Annotated in this window: 11 protein-coding genes and 1 pseudogene; 2 read left to right on the top strand and 10 right to left on the bottom strand. The window is 47.2% G+C overall.

Translation table 11 applies throughout. From position 1 onward, the window contains the following. Positions 1 to 491 precede the first annotated feature (491 nt). The 4 genes from H8876_RS01410 to H8876_RS01395 form a co-directional block, all read right to left on the bottom strand. On the bottom strand, positions 492 to 2,357 hold the full coding sequence (locus tag H8876_RS01410; RefSeq protein WP_249286232.1) for a hypothetical protein: 1,866 nt from the start codon (positions 2,355 to 2,357) through the stop codon (positions 492 to 494). Positions 2,358 to 3,232: 875 nt separating this feature from the next. Then, positions 3,233 to 3,898, bottom strand: a complete 666-nt coding sequence (locus tag H8876_RS01405; protein WP_177264686.1) for a GntR family transcriptional regulator — start codon at positions 3,896 to 3,898, stop codon at positions 3,233 to 3,235. A 2-nt stretch (positions 3,899 to 3,900) separates the two neighbouring features. Beyond that, entirely contained in the window at positions 3,901 to 5,028 is a 1,128-nt protein-coding gene (locus H8876_RS01400; protein WP_249286231.1) for an isocitrate/isopropylmalate family dehydrogenase, read from the bottom strand. A gap of 75 nt (positions 5,029 to 5,103) precedes the next feature. Further along, entirely contained in the window at positions 5,104 to 7,026 is a 1,923-nt protein-coding gene (locus H8876_RS01395; protein WP_249286230.1) for an aconitate hydratase, read from the bottom strand. Positions 7,027 to 7,215: 189 nt separating this feature from the next. On the opposite strand from H8876_RS01395, the gene H8876_RS01390 reads away from it, so the two are divergent. Both H8876_RS01390 and H8876_RS01385 read left to right on the top strand, forming a co-directional pair. Continuing rightward, on the top strand, positions 7,216 to 8,001 hold the full coding sequence (locus H8876_RS01390) for a threonine/serine exporter family protein (RefSeq protein WP_177265121.1): 786 nt from the start codon (positions 7,216 to 7,218) through the stop codon (positions 7,999 to 8,001). Beyond that, positions 7,998 to 8,462 (top strand): threonine/serine exporter family protein, encoded by a 465-nt coding sequence (locus H8876_RS01385; protein ID WP_249286229.1) that lies wholly within the window; start codon positions 7,998 to 8,000, stop codon positions 8,460 to 8,462. Before H8876_RS01390 ends, H8876_RS01385 begins: the two co-directional genes overlap by 4 nt. Positions 8,463 to 8,530: 68 nt before the next feature. Here H8876_RS01385 and H8876_RS01380 read toward each other — a convergent pair whose 3' ends face one another. From H8876_RS01380 to H8876_RS01360, 6 genes and pseudogenes are all read right to left on the bottom strand, one after another. Further along, positions 8,531 to 9,430 carry a coiled-coil domain-containing protein gene (locus H8876_RS01380; RefSeq protein WP_249286228.1) on the bottom strand — a complete coding sequence of 300 codons (900 nt, stop codon included), beginning with the start codon at positions 9,428 to 9,430 and terminating at the stop codon, positions 8,531 to 8,533. Between the two features lie 878 nt (positions 9,431 to 10,308). Beyond that, complete coding sequence (locus H8876_RS10205) at positions 10,309 to 10,746, bottom strand: Spy0128 family protein (protein WP_346727821.1); 438 nt, start codon at positions 10,744 to 10,746, stop codon at positions 10,309 to 10,311. 33 nt (positions 10,747 to 10,779) lie between these two features. Beyond that, positions 10,780 to 12,822, bottom strand: a pseudogene (locus H8876_RS10200) (Spy0128 family protein); the annotation flags it as partial. 15 nt (positions 12,823 to 12,837) lie between these two features. Continuing rightward, positions 12,838 to 17,466: a Spy0128 family protein gene (locus tag H8876_RS01370; protein ID WP_249286227.1), complete on the bottom strand. Its 4,629-nt coding sequence runs from the start codon at positions 17,464 to 17,466 to the stop codon at positions 12,838 to 12,840. A gap of 239 nt (positions 17,467 to 17,705) precedes the next feature. Continuing rightward, positions 17,706 to 18,473 (bottom strand): hypothetical protein, encoded by a 768-nt coding sequence (locus H8876_RS01365; RefSeq protein ID WP_249286226.1) that lies wholly within the window; start codon positions 18,471 to 18,473, stop codon positions 17,706 to 17,708. A 416-nt stretch (positions 18,474 to 18,889) separates the two neighbouring features. Continuing rightward, positions 18,890 to 19,795, bottom strand: coding sequence for an Mrp/NBP35 family ATP-binding protein (locus tag H8876_RS01360; protein ID WP_346727820.1), 906 nt, complete (start codon positions 19,793 to 19,795; stop codon positions 18,890 to 18,892). Between the last annotated feature and the right edge of the window lie 215 nt (positions 19,796 to 20,010).

The raw sequence follows: 20,010 nt of genomic DNA, 5'->3' as shown, positions 1-20,010 counted from the left end.
GACAGGATTGTCTTGCTTCTTTCACTTGGGATAAAGTCGCTGCGATGTTCTTGTAACCTTGTTTCAGTCAGTCCTATATCTATAAGCGAGTTAAAGTAACTGAAACGGAGTGCGGGTGGCCCAAGCCATAAAGATCCCAATGATTGGACTTCATACTTTCCTTCTGTTTTCAGTCAGTTTTTATAAACTAAGAGGGTGTTGTGGTCAATCTTTTTTTGTAACACCTGTGGCTAAAAAATATCATCATGTTGTTACGAATGAATTCGTGCTTCATAAAGTGTTATAAGCAAGAGCTGCCAATCAAGCTGCTAATGAGCAGACTTAATACAATCTAGTCGATTTCACATAAAGAACTTTAGACAAATCCTAAAAAACCTTGATTGCCCTATAATAAAAGGGAGCTTTCCTCATCGGGATTGCAGTAGTGATCTGCGAAATCCAATGGGAAAGCTCCTTCTATTTTACATTTTTAAGTTTTTTCTATGACAGAATTAGTTCTGCTTTCTTCTGTAAAGAACTGTACCGCCTGCTGCGCATCCGCTGAGCAGAAGCAGTGCCGCCCAGAGAGCGAGGTTACTGTCGTCTCCGGTAGCTGCGGAGGCATCGTTTTTCTTATCCCCTGCATTCTGATCTTTGTTCTTATCTGCCGCCGGGTCAGCTGGAAGTTTTGCGATCACGGTATCTGCCTGTGCGATTTCCTTTTCGCCCCCTTTATCTGCAAAATACTTGCCGCAGTCTTCGCAGTACCAGTATTCGATGTTGCCTTCCTGCTCTTTCGTCGCTGCCTTGGCTTCCACGTACTTCAGTCCTTCGTGGTTGTTAAAGTCAATGTCGCCGTACTCTGCCTGGCATACATCACATGTCGCTTTCTTCACGCAAGTAGCTGTGCCGCCAGAGTGACTGTCACAGATAACAGTTCCGCCCTCTTCCTTAGTGAAAGTGCCCTTCACATCGATTTTACCATGGTTGGTGAAGGTCTTTTTATCCGGAACTGTGATGGATGTATCCTTGGCAATATCCAGAGTCATGTCTTTTCCTACAGTCACATCACCCGGAATCTGGGGATTGCCAATGGTCTTACCGTTGTTTCCATTGAAGAGGACACTGTTGGTGATGGGATTAGGTTCATCAGCAAAGGTCTCATCGCCGGAAGTTTCGATCCAAGAGCCTGAAATTTTAGTGCCAGTATTTCCACGAATACCGTCATAATTATCCGGACTAGTTGCCTTGATAATACTGTTTGTGATAGTTACTTTGGCCGGAGAATAAATGGCTACATCATCAGCCTCTGCAGTCACTTTGCTGTTTTCAACGGAAACACCTCCCTTTCCATAAAGCGCGGGATGGTAACCTTCCACTTCGGCTTCTACATTTTTGATTTCAATATTCTGCTCTGCAAAAATACCATTTGAACGGGAACTTTTAGCAATGATTTTTCCGCCTGTTGCTTTCACATTCCCCCAAGTGTTGATTGCAACACCATAAGCGTTAGCGTTGATCGTAGCATTGTCTTCCACTATAATATCATTCTCAGAAGCAATCGCACTTCCTAAATAGCTTCCTGAAGAATCTTTTCCTTGCGCTTCCAGATAACTATTTCCCTCTACCTTTAAAGTAGCCCCATTAAATAACTCTAATCCGCTTACGGAATACGATGCTGGCGTTCCCATATTATCCTGTAAGCAATAAAGCTTTGCATTATCTTTTAAGGTTAGAGAATGTGTGGTATCGTCAGCTTTTACTCCAACCTGTAACGGAGCATAACTGCCTCCTCCGACATATGTTACATTTGCCGATCCATCCAGCACACATGGTCCATTAAATTCACACGATCTATTTTTTTTGCATTTTACGTTAATCGTCGTATCCGTAATATGCAGTGCACTTGGCATATAGCTGGTTTTGGTTTTCTGTGTTACATCAAAATAAGAAGCATTTAAAATACCACTACCTTTAATGGTTAAATCATTAGCACTAACTCTATTGATATTATTGGTTGTTCCTTTTGGAACATCAATCACCATCTTGACCGGACTGTTCACAACTTCAATTCCACCATTTACAGTGACAGTGTTCAGTTTAATGTAAAAGGCCTGGTCGATATCAGCGGCATTATTACTGCCCCAGACACTTATCTTTTTATCCGTTGTTCCTGTAAGCTCATATAAAACCGAATCTCTAGACCTTAGGATAATGCGGGTATCATCGATCTTATACTCTGTAGTATCCACATTTTTTCCGCCCACATCAATCGTTACCACCGTCTGTGTCGGTGCCTCGTTCGCAAATGCCAGCGTTGGTACGAAACATACCGCTACGCAAAACGTCATAAGCAGACTCAGTATTCGCTTCTTCATAATATCTCCTCCATATTTCCAAAGCATTATCCGATTTAATCTCTCTCCCAATCGACGCTTCTCCTATTTTATCACCCCCCTCTGTATCGTTCAATAGAGATCCGCGCTTTTTTACTGTTATTTCGCGCTTTTTAGTCAATTTTTACATTGTACTATAAAAAACGATTTCAGTCAGTTTGCTCTGTATGCAATGCCGGAACTGACTGAAATGTGTTTACAGGAGTTATGGGAATTGTGTGCGAGGAAGTCTTCCCTGAGCTGTTTCAGTCAGTTTTTCAGTGCTGAGCCCACCAGATTGACTGAAAATAAAATGGAGTGGCCGGATTTTATTGCTTCACACTTTTGGGAAGTCATTACCGCAATGCTGCTGCAGCTTGTTTTCAGTCAGTTCCATGCCTGTAAGAAGGTTAAAGTGACTGAAACAGATTACAGGTGATCCAAGCCAGAGCAACTGGCGATCCGATCTGATCCAACCTAGTCATTTTGTACCAGAAAGGCAGAGTTCTGCGAATTGCAGTCAAATTAGTTAAATTTTGCAATTCAACTTTTGAGGGGATTTCACACTTGCAAATCATAGTGTTCACGATTACAGCCTTTCGCCCGCAAGATTTTTCACAAAAAAGAAGCCCTGGAGACTCATCATTGGGAATCACCAGGGCTATCAGCTCTTTTTTGTTATGATATTGTAATCGTCTGCCACTCGGGATGAAGCGTTTTGCAGAGAAGCGCCGTTGAAGCGCTCTTTGCAGAACGCTAGTCTGCGATCATTATGATTTTTACAAGAAAGCAGTCTGCAAAATCATAAAAACGTGTCGGTGGACGCGCTGAAACGGCTGGTACACCTAAACTCCGCAGCGCCGAAACGGCTGGCACGCCTATAGTCCGCAGCGCCGCTCCTTTGCACGATCGATGTGATTCTCCATTGCCAGAGCGCCGGCTTTGACGTCTTTGTCCTTGAAGGCTTTAAAGATGTCGCGATGTTCTTCGAGAACGGTCTGAAGATAATCGTCTTCATAAACCGCTTCAGCACCCTTGTACTTGAGAAAGCTCTGGTACGAGGACAGCAATTTGCGAAGCATTCGGTTATGGGACGCTTCGTAAATGACCTGATGAAATCCGGTGTTGATGGTCAGCATCTTGTCGATGTCCTTTCGCAGAGTGTAGAATTCCATAAACTCAAAGGTCTCTTCCAGCCGGTCCATTTCTTCTTCTGTGATCCGCTCGATCGCCCACTTGACCGCCTGGATCTCATAGATCTTTCGCATCTCAAACATGTCCTCATAGTCCTGCTCGCTCATGCCGATCACGAAGGCTCCGCGGTTTAAGATATTTTCCACAAGGCCGTCAGTTTCCAGCTGACGCAGAGCTTCACGTACCGGAGTCCTGCTGACTTCGTATTCCCTGCAGAGTTCCTGTTCGGTCAGCTTCTGACCGGCTTTCAGTTTCCCCGTTAATATATCTTTCTGCAGCTTGGAAAGAAGGGAATTGGAAATCGGTCCGCCGTTTTTTTCCTTATCCCCGGGGAATTTATACGTTACCATGATCAGATCCTCTGCAGCACGAATTCGGTGAAGTCTTCTGCTGTGTTGCCGGTCCCGTCGCCCGGAAGGCTGAGGGCATCCTGTGCTTCATCCAGGACTTTTTCCAGAGCTGCAGCCTGGTCTGTGAATCCGATGTGACGCAGCATCATAACAGCCGCACGGTTGATGCTGGCCGGGTTGGCGTATTCCGCAATACCATCTTCCACCATACGAGGTGCGGATCCATGAATCGCCTCAAACATAGCGTATCTGCCACCGATATTGGCACTTCCGGCAGTTCCTACGCCGCCCTGCAGCTGTGCCGCTTCATCGGTAATGATATCGCCATACAGATTCGGCAGGATGAATACGTTGAAATTGCTGTTGATCTGATCGTTAACCAGGTTGGCTGCCATGATATCTACATACCAGTCGTCGGTCTTGATCTGCGGGTAATCCTTGGCAACATCGTAGCAGAGGCTGAGGAATTTACCGTCAGTTTTCTTCATGATATTCGCCTTGGTCACGATGGAAACATTCTTGTTTCCGTTGTTTTTCGCATATTCAAAAGCGGCTTTCGCCAGTCTGGTCGTTCCGATCGTCGTCGTCACCTTGAAGTCGATGGAGATATCGTCATTGATCTCTACGCCGCGGCTTCCCAGTGCATACTCGCCTTCTGTATTTTCTCTGTAAAAGATCCAGTCGATATTTTTTTCCGGGATCACAACAGGCCTTACATTGGCGAAGAGATCCAGTTCTCTCCTGAGAGTTACATTGGCACTCTCGATGTTAGGCAGATTGTCGCCTTTGCCTGGTGTTGTCGTTGGGCCTTTCAGCAGCAGATCACATTCTTTGATGGCTGCCAGCACATCAGCAGGCACCGTTTCCATCTTGGCGATACGGTTTTCGATGGTCAGTCCTTCGATTTTTCTCAGTTCGATCTTGCCGGAAGCGATATCATCTGCCAGCAGTTTTTCCAGGATCGCGCGGCAGGAATCCATGATCACCGGACCGATGCCGTCGCCATCGATCGTTCCGATGATGATTTTTTCTTTTGCAGCAAAATCGGGAACCGGGCTGGAATTCTTGAGTTTTTCTACTCTCGCCAGCTGGTCTTCCACGATTTTCTGGAAATGTTCTGTATATGTCATAGTCGTCCTCCCATAAGTATGATACAGGACGGAAGCACAGAGATTCCCGGCTTCCGTCCTTTGCAGATTCAAAATTTAGTTGTCCTTGATCGCGTTGATCTTGCCGCCCTTTAAGATCATGGTCTGTTCCAGATCAGAGAAGTTCGGCTTCGTCTTGTATACCAGGTCCTTCGTCAGGTTCTTTACTTCGATAGTATCCTGAGTTACCTGCTGCGGTGCGTTTTCGATCACCAGCTCATCGCCCAGTTCGAAGGTGTCGTAGTCCGCCGGATTTTCGAATACCAGAGGCAGGATCCCGCTGTTGATCAGGTTGGATCTGTGGATTCGTGCAAAGGATTTGGCCAGCACGAACTTCACGCCCAGGTACAGCGGTGCTAATGCTGCATGCTCACGGCTGCTTCCCTGTCCGTAGTTTTCACCGCCAACGATAGCGCACTTGCCGGCTTCTTTGCAGCGAGCGGAGAATCCTGCATCGATCTTTTCGAAGCAGTAGTTGGAAAGGTGCGGAATGTTGGAACGATACGGCAGCAGTCTGGAATCTGACGGCATGATATCGTCTGTGGTAATGTTGTCGCCTGCGTGGAGAACCACCTTGGCTTCTACCTTTTCAGGCAGAGCGGTGTTTCTAGGGAACGGTTTGATGTTCGGTCCCATAGCCACTTCTGTATTGTCTTTATTGCAGCCTTCCGGATATACGACAAAGTTATCGTTTGGCACAAAATCTGTTTCCGGGATCTTCGGCAGTTCTTCACCGCTGGTCATGCCGTCGGTCAGCACACCTTTGATAGCGGAAAGCGCTGCAGTTTCAGGGCTTACAAGGAACACCTGCGCATCCAGCGTTCCGCTTCTGCCCTTGAAGTTTCTGTTAAATGTACGCAGGGAAACGGCTCCGGATTTCGGGGACTGTCCCATGCCGATGCATGGTCCGCATGCGTTTTCGATGACACGTGCTCCGGCGTTGATGATATCAGCCAGTGCACCGTTCTGAGCCATCTTGGACATGATCTTGCTGGATCCCGGTGAGATCACCAGGCTGACATCCGGATGCACCTTCTTGCCCTTGAGGATAGCAGCGACTTTCATCAGATCCATATAGGAGGAGTTCGTGCAGCTTCCGATGGCTACCTGATCCACCTTGATCTCGCCGATGTTGCTTACGCTGTCCACGTTGTCCGGGCTGTGCGGCATCGCTGCCAGCGGTGTCAGCTGATCCAGATCCACGATCAGTTCTTCGTCATAAACTGCATCCGGATCCGCTGCCAGAGGGGTATAGTCTTCTTCTCTTCCTTCTTCCTTGAGATAGAGCCGTGTGTTTTCGTCACTTGGGAATACCGATGTGGTCGCGCCCAGTTCCGCGCCCATATTTGTGATAGTCGCTCTGTCGGTTACGGAAAGGCTCTTCACGCCTTCACCGGTGTATTCTATGATCTTGCCTACGCCGCCCTTTACAGTCAGCTGCTGCAGAACGTAGAGGATAACGTCCTTTGCAGAAACCCATGGCTTCAGGGCTCCCTTCAGTTCTACCTTGACAACCTTCGGCGCCGTCAGACTGTAAGTGCCCTTGGCCATTGCAACTGCTACGTCCAGACCGCCTGCACCGATAGCGATCATGCCCAGACCGCCGCCTGTTGGAGTGTGGCTGTCGGAGCCCAGCAGAGTCTTGCCCGGTTTACCGTAGTTTTCCAGCTGAAGCTGGTGGCAGATGCCGTTGCCCGGCTTGGAGAACAGCACGCCGTGTCTTCTGGCAACGCTCTTGATGAATTCGTGGTCATCGGCGTTTTCGAAGCCCGTCTGCAAAGTGTTGTGGTCTATGTATGCAACGGAAAGCTCTGTCTTGACTTTATCGACTTCCATCGCTTCCAGCTGCAGATATACCATAGTACCGGTAGAGTCCTGCGTCAGGGTCTGATCGATCTTGATGGTGATCGCTTCGCCCGGAGCCAGGGTGCCTTCTACCAGATGGTTTTCTAAGATCTTATAAGCAAGTGTTTTTCCCATATGTGTACCCTCCTCGGAAAATTGTATTTCAGTATACAATTATACAATCTGTGTGGCAGATGGTCAAGGGAACGGCCGGAAAAATCGGCGAGAATTCTTTGTATTTTTGTGTATTTTTCAGGAATCTGCGTTATAATGGCGGTAGAAGATGCATAGAATACATGGTTTGTATGATATAGAGGAGAACTGATGGTTAATATATTTCAGAAAAAAGTCCTGATCCTGGCGATCTATGCCGGTGAGATCATGATGAAAAACGGGGCGGAGGTCTACCGTGTGGAGGATACGATCACGCGGATCTGCAAAGCCTGCCGCATGGATCATGTGGAGATTTTCGCTACGCCAACAGGGATTTTTGTGTCTCTGGATAACGGCGGGGAGGATGACGACCCGCTGACTTACGTTAAGAGGATTGACGGGATCGAGACCGATCTGAACAAGATCTCCAAGATCAATCATTTCTCCCGGGAGTTCACGACTACGGATCTTTCGGTGGATGACGCGATGAAACAACTGAAGGAGATCGATGAGACAAAGCCTTATCCGATCCCGCTCCGGCTGCTGGGCGCGGCTCTGGTCGCTTCTTTTTTCAGCCTGATTTTCGGCGGGGCACCGGTGGATTTCTGCGTTGCTTTCGTGGTGGGTATGTTCGCGTATGCTTTTTCCCGTTTTCTGGGTAAATTCGATATCAATTTCTTTGTTCGTTGTTTCTGCAGCTGCGCGGGAGCAGCGTTTTTAGCACTGGTCGCCTCGTCGTGGATCGATGCGGCGGCTTATCAGCCGGTGATCATCGGCACACTGATGATCTTCGTTCCGGGTGTGGCGATCACCAACGCGATCCGTGACTTTCTGTCGGGCAGCATGCTTTCAGGGATCTGCCGCATGATGGAGGCATTCCTGATCGCCGTTGCGCTGGCCGCCGGTGCCGGCGTCGTCCTGAAGCTTTGGAGCGTGATCGGGGGTGTGTTCGGATGAGTGATCTTTTACTGCAGTTTATTTATGCATTGTTTGCCACCTGCGGGTTTGCGATCATCTTCCGCGTCCCGTTAAAACATTTTCCGGTCTGCATGATCATCGGAGGGCTGGCCTGGTCCTGCTATCAGATCTGCCTGTATTATAATGCTTCCGCTGTAGTCGGCTGTTTTATTGCCGCCTGCCTGGTGGGATTGCTCAGCGACATCTGCTCCCGGCTCTTTAAAGAAGCCGCGACGATCTTTATCATTCCGGGGATGATTTCTCTAGTGCCGGGGTATAACATCTACTATACGATGGAGGCTCTGCTCAGCAGTGAACTTGGGGATGCTGCAAAGGTCGGCAGTCAGACGCTTCTGATGGCCGGTGCGATCGCGGCCGGTCTTCTGGTGATCGGGGCGGTGATCAATGTGATCCGGTCGATCGTCAAGAAAACGGCTGCTCTGACGCGGGCGAAGCTGTAGGGGTTAGTAAAAAGCTGCATTTTGTAAAATCTAGTCTCAAAATGCAGCTTTCTTTATTTCATAATCGTTTATTGTTTAGATTTATTGAGCTTTTTGAGCTGTTCGTGGTGGTCTGCGGTCACCCTTTTTAACATCTCTACGTCAGCCTGAACGTATTCTATTTTATCTGCAGTTTTTATGTATTTCTCCATCGCTTCTGCACAGATAGAACTCACGGTGGCAAGCTGCGGGACGATATCGTGCCTGATCGTGCGATCCATTGAAGTCACCTTGCCCTCAATGTTGTCAAGTCTCGTTGAAAATCTCCCATCCATATTGTCCACTCGTTTTTCAAGTTTGTCCATTCCGGACTCCAGGCTGTCCATCCGTGAATCAAGTTTATCCATCCGATTTTCAAGTTTATCCATTCTGGACTCCAGGCCGTCCATCCGCGAATCAAGTTTATCCATCCGGTTTTCAAGTTTATCCATTCTGGACTCCAGGCCGTCCATCCGCGAATCAAGTTTATCCATTCGGTTTTCAAGTCTATCCATTCTGGACTCCAGGCCGTCCATCCGCGAATCAAGTTTATCCATTCTGGCTGATAACCGTGCATCGACCTCTTCGATCTTATTGGTCAGTTTTTCATCCAGCATGTCGATTCTTACATTGACCTTGCGAATCTCTTCCTTGAAATTATATTCTAAGAGTCCCAATTTCGCATCGAACATCTTGGCCTGGGCATCAAATTTCTGATCGATCGCCTGCATCATATAACCCAGTTTTTCGTCCAGCTTTTCGTCAAGTTTCTGGTCCAGTTTTTGATCTAGCGTCTCCCCCAATTTCTCATCCAGCTTCCGATCCAGCGTCTTCTCTAGTTTATGATCCAGCGTCTCCCCCAGTTTCTCATCCAGCTTCCGATCCAGCGTCTTCTCTAGTTTCTGATCCAGCATATTTGATAACCTGTTGAAATCTTCGTTTGTCAGCATCCCATCGCCTCCCTTCTGATTTTATTATATCATAGCGTTCCGCATATTACATTGACGGCGTAGGCTAAAATTTCACTGTAAACATGCATACCACTACCTGGTGGGGATATACTACTCCACATGGTAATATATGTCAAGCGTCTGGAGTGATTTTCTGTCATTTTTTTCCTTTTGGCGATGTTTGCAGAATTTTATTCGCTGATCTTAGCGATAGCCGAGCAAATCCATGAAGCGAGTTATTACGTCATGCTGATTTCATCCTCGGACTCCCTCACAGCGAGGCTCACAGGATGAAAATGAATTAAAAAAGCACTCTGCCAGGGATTTTCAGAGGCTTCCTTCGATGTCCACCTCAGGATTTCATCCTGCAACGCCAGGCTCATTGTGATGAAGGATGAAACCCTTTAAAATATTTCCATTCGAGTGAACCATTCTACTTGTAAAACAGATAACACGCTAGAACTTCATCCCACTAGCCCTATACCCGTGGGATATAGGGATGAAATCAGCGTGATAAACGTCTTTAGGGTTAGGGTCGAGGAGATAGGGATGATGAATCCATAGCTTAGCGTTGCCGGCATTGGGATGAAAATTTACCAGAATTTAGGCGGATTTTCATCCCTATTGTCCAGCACCGCAAGTTTAAAGATGAAAGCTCTTAAAGCGCAGGTCGATTTTACCCGGTTTCATCCTTATTTCGAGAATTAAGCCCTGTAAGGATGAATCGACCGTCGAAGCAGCTCCAATCAGGTCGGCCCCCAGTTCCAGGTTCCAGGAAACTTTGGGTAAACCCTAAGAAACTTTGAGCAGCCCTTTGTTAGCCATGCAAAAGACGCCTGGGCGGGAGCCCGGGCGTCTTTTGCATTACCTTATCTTATTTATCTGTGATACTTGCGTCGAAGCAGAAGTACACTTCCTATTGCAGCTGCTGTCAGCATCATCATGATCGGGAGTACAAGATTCATATTGTCTCCGGTCTTTGTGCCAGATCCGCCTGCCGCTTCAAAGGTGTTTGTGAAAATCAGCTGCTTCTCAGATTCTACCTGAGCCTGCAGATAACCGTCGCCGCTGTCCTTTACAGTGATCGTAACGGCCTTTTCACTGGTATCGTATTTGATTTCCTTTTGCTTGTCATTGACTTCGGAAATCGTGTACTTATACGTACCTGCCTTATCGAATTCGAGAGCTTTGAAGGCGATCGCTCCTGCCTTGTCGTTCTTGGCTTCATCGATGACCTTGCCGTTTTCATCTTTCAGCTGGAAGGTGAACTGACCGTCCTTCAGGTCTTTGCCTGTCAGGCGTTTTACCGCACCGATGGAGGCCGTCGTACCCTTAGCTTCATACTTGTTGTTGAAGGTGATCTTGTTACCTTCTATTGGAGCAAATTCATTGTCCATCTGAACGACAGCCTGATGTTCGGCCTTCAGCTTGCCGTTGCCCTGATCGATGATCTGTGTATAAACAGTATACGCCTGATCATCGTAGGTCACTCCTCCAAGGTCGTTATTGACTTCACGTACCGTATAGGTGTGCTGTCCCGGCTGAGTGTATGTGATCTTGTCAAATGTCACGTTACCGCCGGCATCATTGCTGCCTGTATCAATGACCTCGCCATCCTCAAGAAGTTCAAATGTGAATTCGCCCTTCTTCAGATCTCTGCCTGTCAGCTGCTTATCGATCTTGATCTGGTCGGTTATGCTGGATGGCAGTTCTCCAACACTGTAAGTATTGGTAAATGTGAACTTCGGACCTTCCTTTGGATCGCATGTCGCTGTCAGGTGGCCGTTTCCGTCATCTTTCAGAGTGATCTTGAAAGTCTTCGTCTTATCAGTATCGTTGGTCACACCTGCTGCGGAGCCGGATTCTGTCACCTTGTATTCGAAGGTCTTTGATCTGGATCCATCTTTTTCAGGGGTCTCGCCCTTCAGCAGATCAAGGTCAAATTTGATATTGCCAAAATCAACATTTCCAGCTGCATCGTTCTTCACCGTTGTTTTATCAGGCATCGGGGCATCCTGCGTCACAGCTTCCAGAGTGAAAGTGAACTTGCCTGCGATATCATTCGGTGTCAGACCTTCTGCATGATTCAGGACCTTGCTGCCCTTGATGTCCATCGGGATCGGTTCTCCGGTGGAGTATGTGTTGATAAATTCAAACTTATCCGTACCCTGCGGATATTGTGTTACTGCCTTCAGCGTGCCGTCGCCGTTATCGGTTACGATCACGTTGAAATCAAAGGTGGTATCCGTGTAGGATACGCCTCCCAGATTCCCCTTCGTTTCGGAGACTCTGTAACTGAGGGTGTAAACTGTTTCCCCATCGTTATTGGTGGATTTGACTGCATAACCATCCTGAACAGCTTTGCTCAGAATCGTGCCGCTGCCCGCTACCTTGTCAGAAGTCCTGTAGCTGAGGGCATCGAATGGGATCGTTCCGTCAGCGTTATTTGTCTTCGTCTGCAGAACAGTTCCGTTACCTGTAGTTGGGCGAGTTGCCAGCTTAAAGGTGAACTCTCCATCTTTCAGGTTTCGACCGTTCAGAGTCTTGTCGGCACTGATGGTTGCTTTCGTTCCGCCGGACACATCTGTGGAGCCATCGTAACGATTGACGAACGGGATGGTAATTCCCTTCTCTCCAAGGGCAGGTTCTGCTGCACTTACAGTCTTATTGAAAACTTCGGTTCCAGTCTTCGTATTGGTAAGGACAACAGTTGCTGTCAGTGTTCCATCACCTGTGTCGTGAGTGGTTATCTCCAGCTTATACTGGTTCTCATCATAGGTATATCCTTTTGCATTTCCCTTTGTTTCTGCAAAGGTGTAGCTGTAGGTTTTTCCGATGTCTGACTGGGTCAGCGTCATATTCAACGAATCGAGCAGCGTTACTACTTCGCCGTCAGGCGCTGCCGTGCTTCCAAAGGTTGCACCATCGTTTTCGTCGATCCTCAGCTTTTCTGCAGAATCTTTATCCTTTGCTTTGATGCTGAACTCGAACTGATCATTCGCCATATCGTGTCCGTTAAGAACCTTGGTGACACGGACGCTGCACGCTGTATCCAGTGGCAGATCAGCTGTCTTATATTCATTAGTAAACGTCTTGCTTCCTTCTACACTGGTCACAGCTGCTTTCAGCTTACCGGAGCCGTCATCTGTAACCGTTACCGTGATGGTTCTCGGAGCCGTATCGTAGACCATTCCTGCACCTGCAGGATCCGGAGCAGTTTCTGTTACCGTATATTTATATACCCCTGCTTTAGCGAATGTGATGCTACCGAAGTCGACCGGAGCCTTTCCGTCTTTTACATCAGCTTTCTTAACCGTTACTGTAGTTTCCTTCGGCATTGGAGCCGCTTCTACGCTTTCTGGCTTCTGCGTATTCGCTATAGTGAATGTAAAGCTATCGTTATCATTCTAGCTGCGTCCCTTCAGGACTTTATTGAATCCAGTTGTGATATCTACCGGATCTGCAGCACCAGCTTCGTATGTATTGGTGAAACGCAGTGATGGTTTTTCGTTCGGATTCTCTTTACTGTTGAACACAGTCGCTGTGCCGTCTGTATAACTGCCATCATCGTTTTTCGTCTGCGGCGTGATAGTCGTTATCGCATACATCGTTCCGTCACCGTTGTCCATCACCTGGATAGCAACCAAGAAACGGGTCGTATCATACGTCACACCTGCCGCACTGCCAGAGGTCTCCTTTACGATATACTTGTAAGTTTTACCTGCATCGTTCTGAGTGAATGCCAGTCCCAGCAGCTTCTGCATGCTGTCTGGCACACCGGATGCCCTCTGCTGCGGATTGTTGAAGGATGCATCTGCTTCAGAAACGCCCGGTGCACCATCCTGCGGTGTAATTGTAAAGTTGAATTCTCCTGCCTGCATGGTTCTGCCATTCAGCACTTTTTCTACCAGCAGACCGCCTGTAGTTTCGTATGCAAAGGAAGCTTCATAGGTGTTCTGGAAAACCGCCTTATCCGTTGCATCAGAAACGGTTCCGTTATCGTAAGTCACACTTGCTTTCAGCTTGCCCGGATGCTCTGCATCGTCCTTTACGACTACAGTAGCTTTCGTCGTGTGCTGGTCATAAGTCACACCGCCAGCCATCGGATTCGGTACGGTCTCCTTTATGTCGAAGGTATAGGTGCCTTCTTTTGTAAAGGTCACATCGCCGAAGTTGAAGCTTGCAGGCTCGCCGTTCGTTCCGCCAGATACGGATGCTCTATCGCCGTTCTTTGCGATGGTAACAACCTTATCTTCAAGCGCTTTCTTCGTGCTGTCGTCTCTTGCTGTCAGCGTAAAATCGAAAGTTTCATCACTCAGCATATCTCTGCCGGTCAGTGTCTTGTCACCTCTGAGAGCAGTATCAGTATCAACTGACAGTGTCACGGGATCTGCTTTATAGGAATTGTGGAATACCGGGACTTCAACAGCCGCTCCCTTATCATTCAGATACGTTCTGTCTACAACTACCGTGTCTTTACCTTTCACATTCTTAATGTATACCTTCAGCTGGATCGTATACTTCGCCGGGTCATAAGTGATGCCGTTTAAGGTGTAGTTATTTGCTCCTTGCGGAAGAACTTCCTCCAGGGTATATTCATATTTCTTTGGATTATCTTTCGTTGCGCCCTGTGCATCAGCAATCGTAAACGTCTTGCTCGTAAATGTTACTTCATTGCCAACATTCTCTGCGACTATAGAGCTTTCACCGTTTGATAGCGGAGCTCCATCGATCGCTGTGATTTTAAATCTATAGTCACCGTTTTTCAGTGTTCTGCTTCCCGTATGATCAACGAATACTTTTGTAGCTTTTACACTAACAGATTCCGAATTAGTATCATACACATTCTTGAAAGTAGCAGTCTTGTCTGCCGCCACGGTCGCAGCAGCCAATTCCGTTCCGCTGTCATCATGCGTTTTCTTCATCGCGGCAGCAGCCTTCAGCGTTCCGTTGTCATCGGTCACCGTTACCGTTACCGTATATACTGCGTTAGAATAAGAAACCCCTGGCTTCCTGTTTTCTCCAGGATCCTTTTCTGTGATCTGATACTCATAAGTACCAGGCTTCGTGAAAGTGATGTCTCCGAAAGCTTTTGTAATGTTATTCTTGTCAGAAACTGTCACTTCTGCTGTTTTGATTCCATCCGATTCTGTATACCCATTTGGCATCGGCGTATTACTGCTTGCGGTCAGCAGGAAAGTAAACTGAGAGTCTTTAAGGTATTCCATATCCCACGCAGAATCACCATTCGCCAGCTGGAATTGCTTCTTCACTTTAAGGTTTGCAGAACCGTCAAGCGTTCCCGGATCAGCTTTGTATGTGTTGGTATAGTTTATGACAGTCTGCTGATTGCCGATGATGGTTCCTGTGGCCGTTACGTCTCCGTTGTTGGCTGTGTTTACAACTGCGTTATCTCCGGCGGCTGTTCCTGTAAAGTGTGCTGCTTTGGTTTCCGTTACAGCATAGGTGGTTCCGGATTCCAGACCATAGATCTTGAGAGTCTGCCCATCTTTTAATGTAAAGGTGTCTTCTGATTTTATGGTGAATTCATTGCCTGTAGCTGTTGTTCCGGTATATTTCTGTGCCGTATATTTTTCTTTCAGCTGAGATCCTTCTTTCGCTGTCAGTTCCAGCTTATAGGTGAATTCCTGATTTTTCAGGCTGTCAGGCACTTCATGTCCTTCTGCCTTTTTTACCGTTTTTGTGATGTCCAGTTCGCCCGGAAGGTCTAAGGTCATTTTACCGTTGTTTCCCAGGTATGTGGTAACCCCACTCCCTTCAGTGCCATAATCCCATGTCGGTTTGATAAAAGTGGAGGCAGTTCCTGTTTTATTTGTTCCTTTGTTTTCTGTAAAGTAGGACAGACTGGTAGTTCTCGGCGCGCCTGCAGGGATGTAGTATTTGCCTGTCTTAAGGTCTTTCTTTGCATAGCCTTCCACCAGGATATCACTGTTTCCTGGGATTGTTACTGTATTTGTCTCCTTTTTTGCTTTACCATCAGATTCCAGCTTGTAGTAATTGCGCTGATAATAATAAGTCGTTCCTCCAGTAGTGTCTATTGAAGTCGCTGGATCAGTGCAGTTTTTATCTGTATAAAGAGGTGCATCTTCCTGGAAATAGTAGAAGTCGTTTGTGGTCGCCGGCACGAAATGGGAATATGCGCCGATCGTTTCTGGCTTGTCATCTGCTCCCGCTTCATATTTGTTGCTATAGAACTGCACCTGACCTTCACCGTTCGTGTTTGTTGCGATATACGCCTGCATCGCTGCATCCGGATTTTCGATCTTCTTCTGTGCGTCAGCTTTCAGACTGACATCGTAGAAGAGACGCATCGGATACGTTTCATCGATGGTCATGTTCCCGCCTTTTGTGATCTCATAGTACCGAAGCGGAATCAGATTCGCCGGAATCTTGACGGTAACAAGATCTCCTTTCTGCAGAGAACCTTCTCCCACGGCCTGTTCCACCGTGATCGTGATATCCTTCAGATTTCCTTCTGGATACACATGATTGGTATCCGGGATCTCCGCTTCATAGGTGTAGGATATCGTTTTCTTTGTACCTGTGGAAGTTTCTGTCTTCTTCGGGTTATCGTATATCTTATTTGCATAGACCAGAGTATTCATATCATCGACCTGCATATAGTCACCCAGCTGATCCGTAAAAGTGATATATCCACTTTCGTTCGGCTTTTCTCCCTGATCCACATGAGTCGGAGATTGGGCATCTGCCACGATATCCTCTGCAATTTCATCAAAGATAGTGTTTAACGTCGATGCATCCGTCGCTGCTTTATAGAAGTTACTGTCCGGTGCACGATCACCTAGATTATTGTATGCGGTCGCCTTCGGATAGTTGCTGGACATGCCGTGCATATAGGCGTTGAAAGGTCCTGTAGTATCAGACGCATTCGCGGAACCAAAGACTCCAATGGTGTAGATATCGGCCTTGGCTTTTATCCCTTTAGCGATCCCTATTGCATCATCGGCCACCTTGCCATTAAATCCGGATCCATGATTCGGCTCTCCATCAGTAAAGAATATAACAATCTTTTTTGCATTTTCACGTGGATTTAAAGCATTATTATTTGATGGTGTTTCAGGACTTACAAGTTGCTTCGCAAGGTCCATTGCATAATCAGCAGATGTTGCACCTGCAGGCTCAAGCTTATTTACCAGTTCTTGTAATTCGGTTCTATTAGATTCACCCTCCGCAGTAGTATAGGCCTTATATCCACTGACGATCTGGGTGTAATTGTATGTATAACCGCCGTCTTTATAAGTATCATTTCCGACCGTATTTTTCTTTTCCCCCACGAACTTCACCAGAGAGATTCTGCTCTGTTTGTTCGTATCCGACAGTTTGTCATTTTTTTTTGCTGCCTGTTCAATAAAACCATTTACTGCATCCTGTAACATTTTCATTTTTGTTGTGGATGAATAGAACTGTTCATGTGATGGATTGCTATCGTCTGCACTGGTTTTGGGTGTCACATATTTTATGTCAAACCCCAAAAATCCACTATAATAATACCAGCTTTTCTCTGACTTGCTGTACCACACTTCGGTATACTCTCCGCTGCGCAGTATATAATATGATTTGCTCGTATCCAGCTGATAAACCTCCTGATAGCTCCCGCTGGGATCATCCATGCTTCCAGACACATCCAGTACCAGCACGATATCGAGTGGCACTGTTGTCTGTCCCATTATCTTCGCTGTCGAGGATAATGCTGACAACCCTACCAGGAAGTCGGATCCATCTTTCTTTTTAATCTCTGCCGACTGTCCGGCTTTATCGACCAACTCCACATTCCCTGTTGACACGGACTTGTCCGTCCAGATACGGCCGACGTTCTTCGTGCTGTTATCCAGCGTCTCATGCCATTTGTTGATGGTGACGTTATCCGCCACTGTGGTTTTTGCTGCTGCCGCTTGCCACGGGAAGAGTCCCCATACGAGGAATCCTGCCATGACGACGGCCAGTGCCGACGCGGCAATTCGTTTGTTTCTTTTTCGTTTCCAAAAGTCTTTCATGTTACACGCACTCCTTTTGACGATTCAAAAAATAAGATAAGTAAAGTGATAAATCATAAAAAGAACTCTCGCCCTTTTGTTAGAGTATCTTATCACAATTTAACCCCCCCTAATCCGTTTTGGTGCGAAACGCAAAAATACGGCGTGAAATGACACTTTTGTTACAGCATCTGGAATTATTATTCATATATTGTAAACGCACAAATTAATCTACTATTTTCAGCCTCCTTCGCCACCCCTTACCAGTATCGCGGCAGCACGAATTCTTCGATGATCTGGCGGATGATTTCCAGGCTGCGAACGTCCTCTTCGAATGTATAGATCAGGTTTTTCCACTGATAGCAGCCGTGCTCCCGGTAATCCTTCATCCGCTGCAGGGCGTGCTCCCGATAGTCTTTGTCTGAATCGATGAGTCCAAAATGCTCCCAGATGATCTGGGTGCCGTCGCGACAGGTGATGACGAAATCCGCGTAATAGCAACGGGTCCCGACGATGATTCCCTCATCATAAGTATACTCGATCCCGTAATCCTCCAGAGCGTTTCCGATGCTCTGCTCCGATTTGGAGCGCACCAGTTCGCCGCCGTTGGTTTTGTAGATCAAATGCTCCGGATAATAAGGATTCTTACAGTACTTCTTCTTTTTCTTTTTGAAGCGATAATATTCACGAGGCAGCTGCCGAAATCCCGGCGGGAGGCTTTGCATGATATCGTCGAAGCTGGTATTCTGGCAGTCCTTCAACACTTTATCCAGGATTTTCAGATTATCCTGCAAAGCATCCCGCTCTTCCTGCAAATACCGCTTCAGCGCCAGCCCCTGCACCAGCTGCTGATCTCTCGTGATGCCGAATCGCTGGTCATTGAGTTTCTGGACACAATAATACTTCTGGTTTTTTCGCGCGAAGATCAGATCGCCCGGCGGCAGGCTCTTCATCTGGATACGGATATCCTGCAGCCTTTCCTCATGATCCATCTTCGCATGTTCTACGAAACGTTTGATGTTCTGCACGGTCATTCCCCCTTTTCTCTGTGCACGCCGGCCCGCCAGCCAGGCGTGCGGCTTTTTCGCGTGTGCCATCTATTAACCAGGCACACGGCTTTTTATTAACATAAATTACCAATGTGCAGAAATCAACCTTTTTCACTACAAAAACAGAAAGCCTTCACCGATTCTCCAAATTCTTCCATATTCCTTTGAGCTGCCACTTCTTTCTTTCTGAAAAGTTGCAGAAAAACGCTGATTAAGCAGAAAAAAACAGGCGCTGCAAGGGTCATAACCCCTGCGGTGCCTGTTTTGCACAAATTAGTATTTCATTTTCGATCTCTGTCAGCAAACCAGTAAACCTTCGACATCATCGAAACGTCAAAGTTTCTGTTTTTGCAGCATTAAAGAATGCATCTCGTAGAAAATCGTGCCGGAAAACCTCATTCTACTTCTAGTTTCTTCACTGCATCGTCGAGCCAGTGACCTTCGAAGTCTTCGATCTCGCCATTGTCACATGCTGTTGCCAGCTTCGGATCGATCGGCAGTCTGCCTAATACATCGATGCCATATTCCTTCGCAACATCAGCTACCGTGCTCTTGCCGAACACATCGATTTCCTTGCCACAGTCCGGGCAAGTCAGATACGACATGTTTTCCACAAGACCTAGCACCGGAATGTCCATCATTTCTGCCATGCGAACGGCCTTGCCTACGATCATAGAAACCAGCTCCTGCGGAGAAGTCACCACGATGATGCCGTCAACCGGCAGAGACTGGAATACCGTAAGCGGAACATCACCGGTTCCCGGCGGCATATCAACGAACAGATAATCCACTTCGCCCCACAGCACATCAGTCCAGAACTGCTTTACCGTGCCTGCGATGACAGGACCTCTCCAGATGACCGGATCAGTGTCATTTTCAAGCAGATTGTTTACAGACATAGTGCCGATGTCCGTCTTCGTGCGCAGAGGGAAGATCCCCAGCTCATTAGCCGAAGCCTTTTCTGTCACGCCGAACGCCTTCGGGATGGACGGACCCGTGATATCTGCATCCAGGATCGCAGTCTTGTAGCCCAGGCGATTCATGGAAACTGCCATGAGAGATGTCACCATGGATTTGCCGACACCACCCTTGCCGCTGACAACTGCGATGACCTTTTTGATGTCGTTAAAGCTGTTGGTTTCAGCCAGCAGACTCTGAGGCTGGCTTCCACAGCTTCCCGCCTGAGAGCAGCTTCCGCAGTTGGAATCGCAGCCGCCGCTGGAGCCGCAGCCAGAATCACCGCCACAGCCTGAGCCGCAGCCCGCTGACGTATCCTGTGTTACTTTTTCTTTATCTTCCATTTTTCCTACCTCTTTCAATGTTTTCATGCGATCCTTATATTATACCTGTTTCGCCCCCGGAAAACAAGGGAGAAGCAGAAAAGTAAGCAACTATCCTGTAGGATTACAATACATGTGTTACAACTAAATAAAGAAAAAGCGGAAACTTCAATTCTGTGTTAAAGTTAAGTTACCACACAAAACCATACACTGGAGGTTTCCGCATGACAAGTATA

The organism is Lentihominibacter faecis (assembly GCF_014306095.1).
Classification (GTDB): domain Bacteria; phylum Bacillota; class Clostridia; order Peptostreptococcales; family Anaerovoracaceae; genus Lentihominibacter; species Lentihominibacter faecis.
This window is presented reverse-complemented; position numbering and strand designations above follow the sequence as displayed.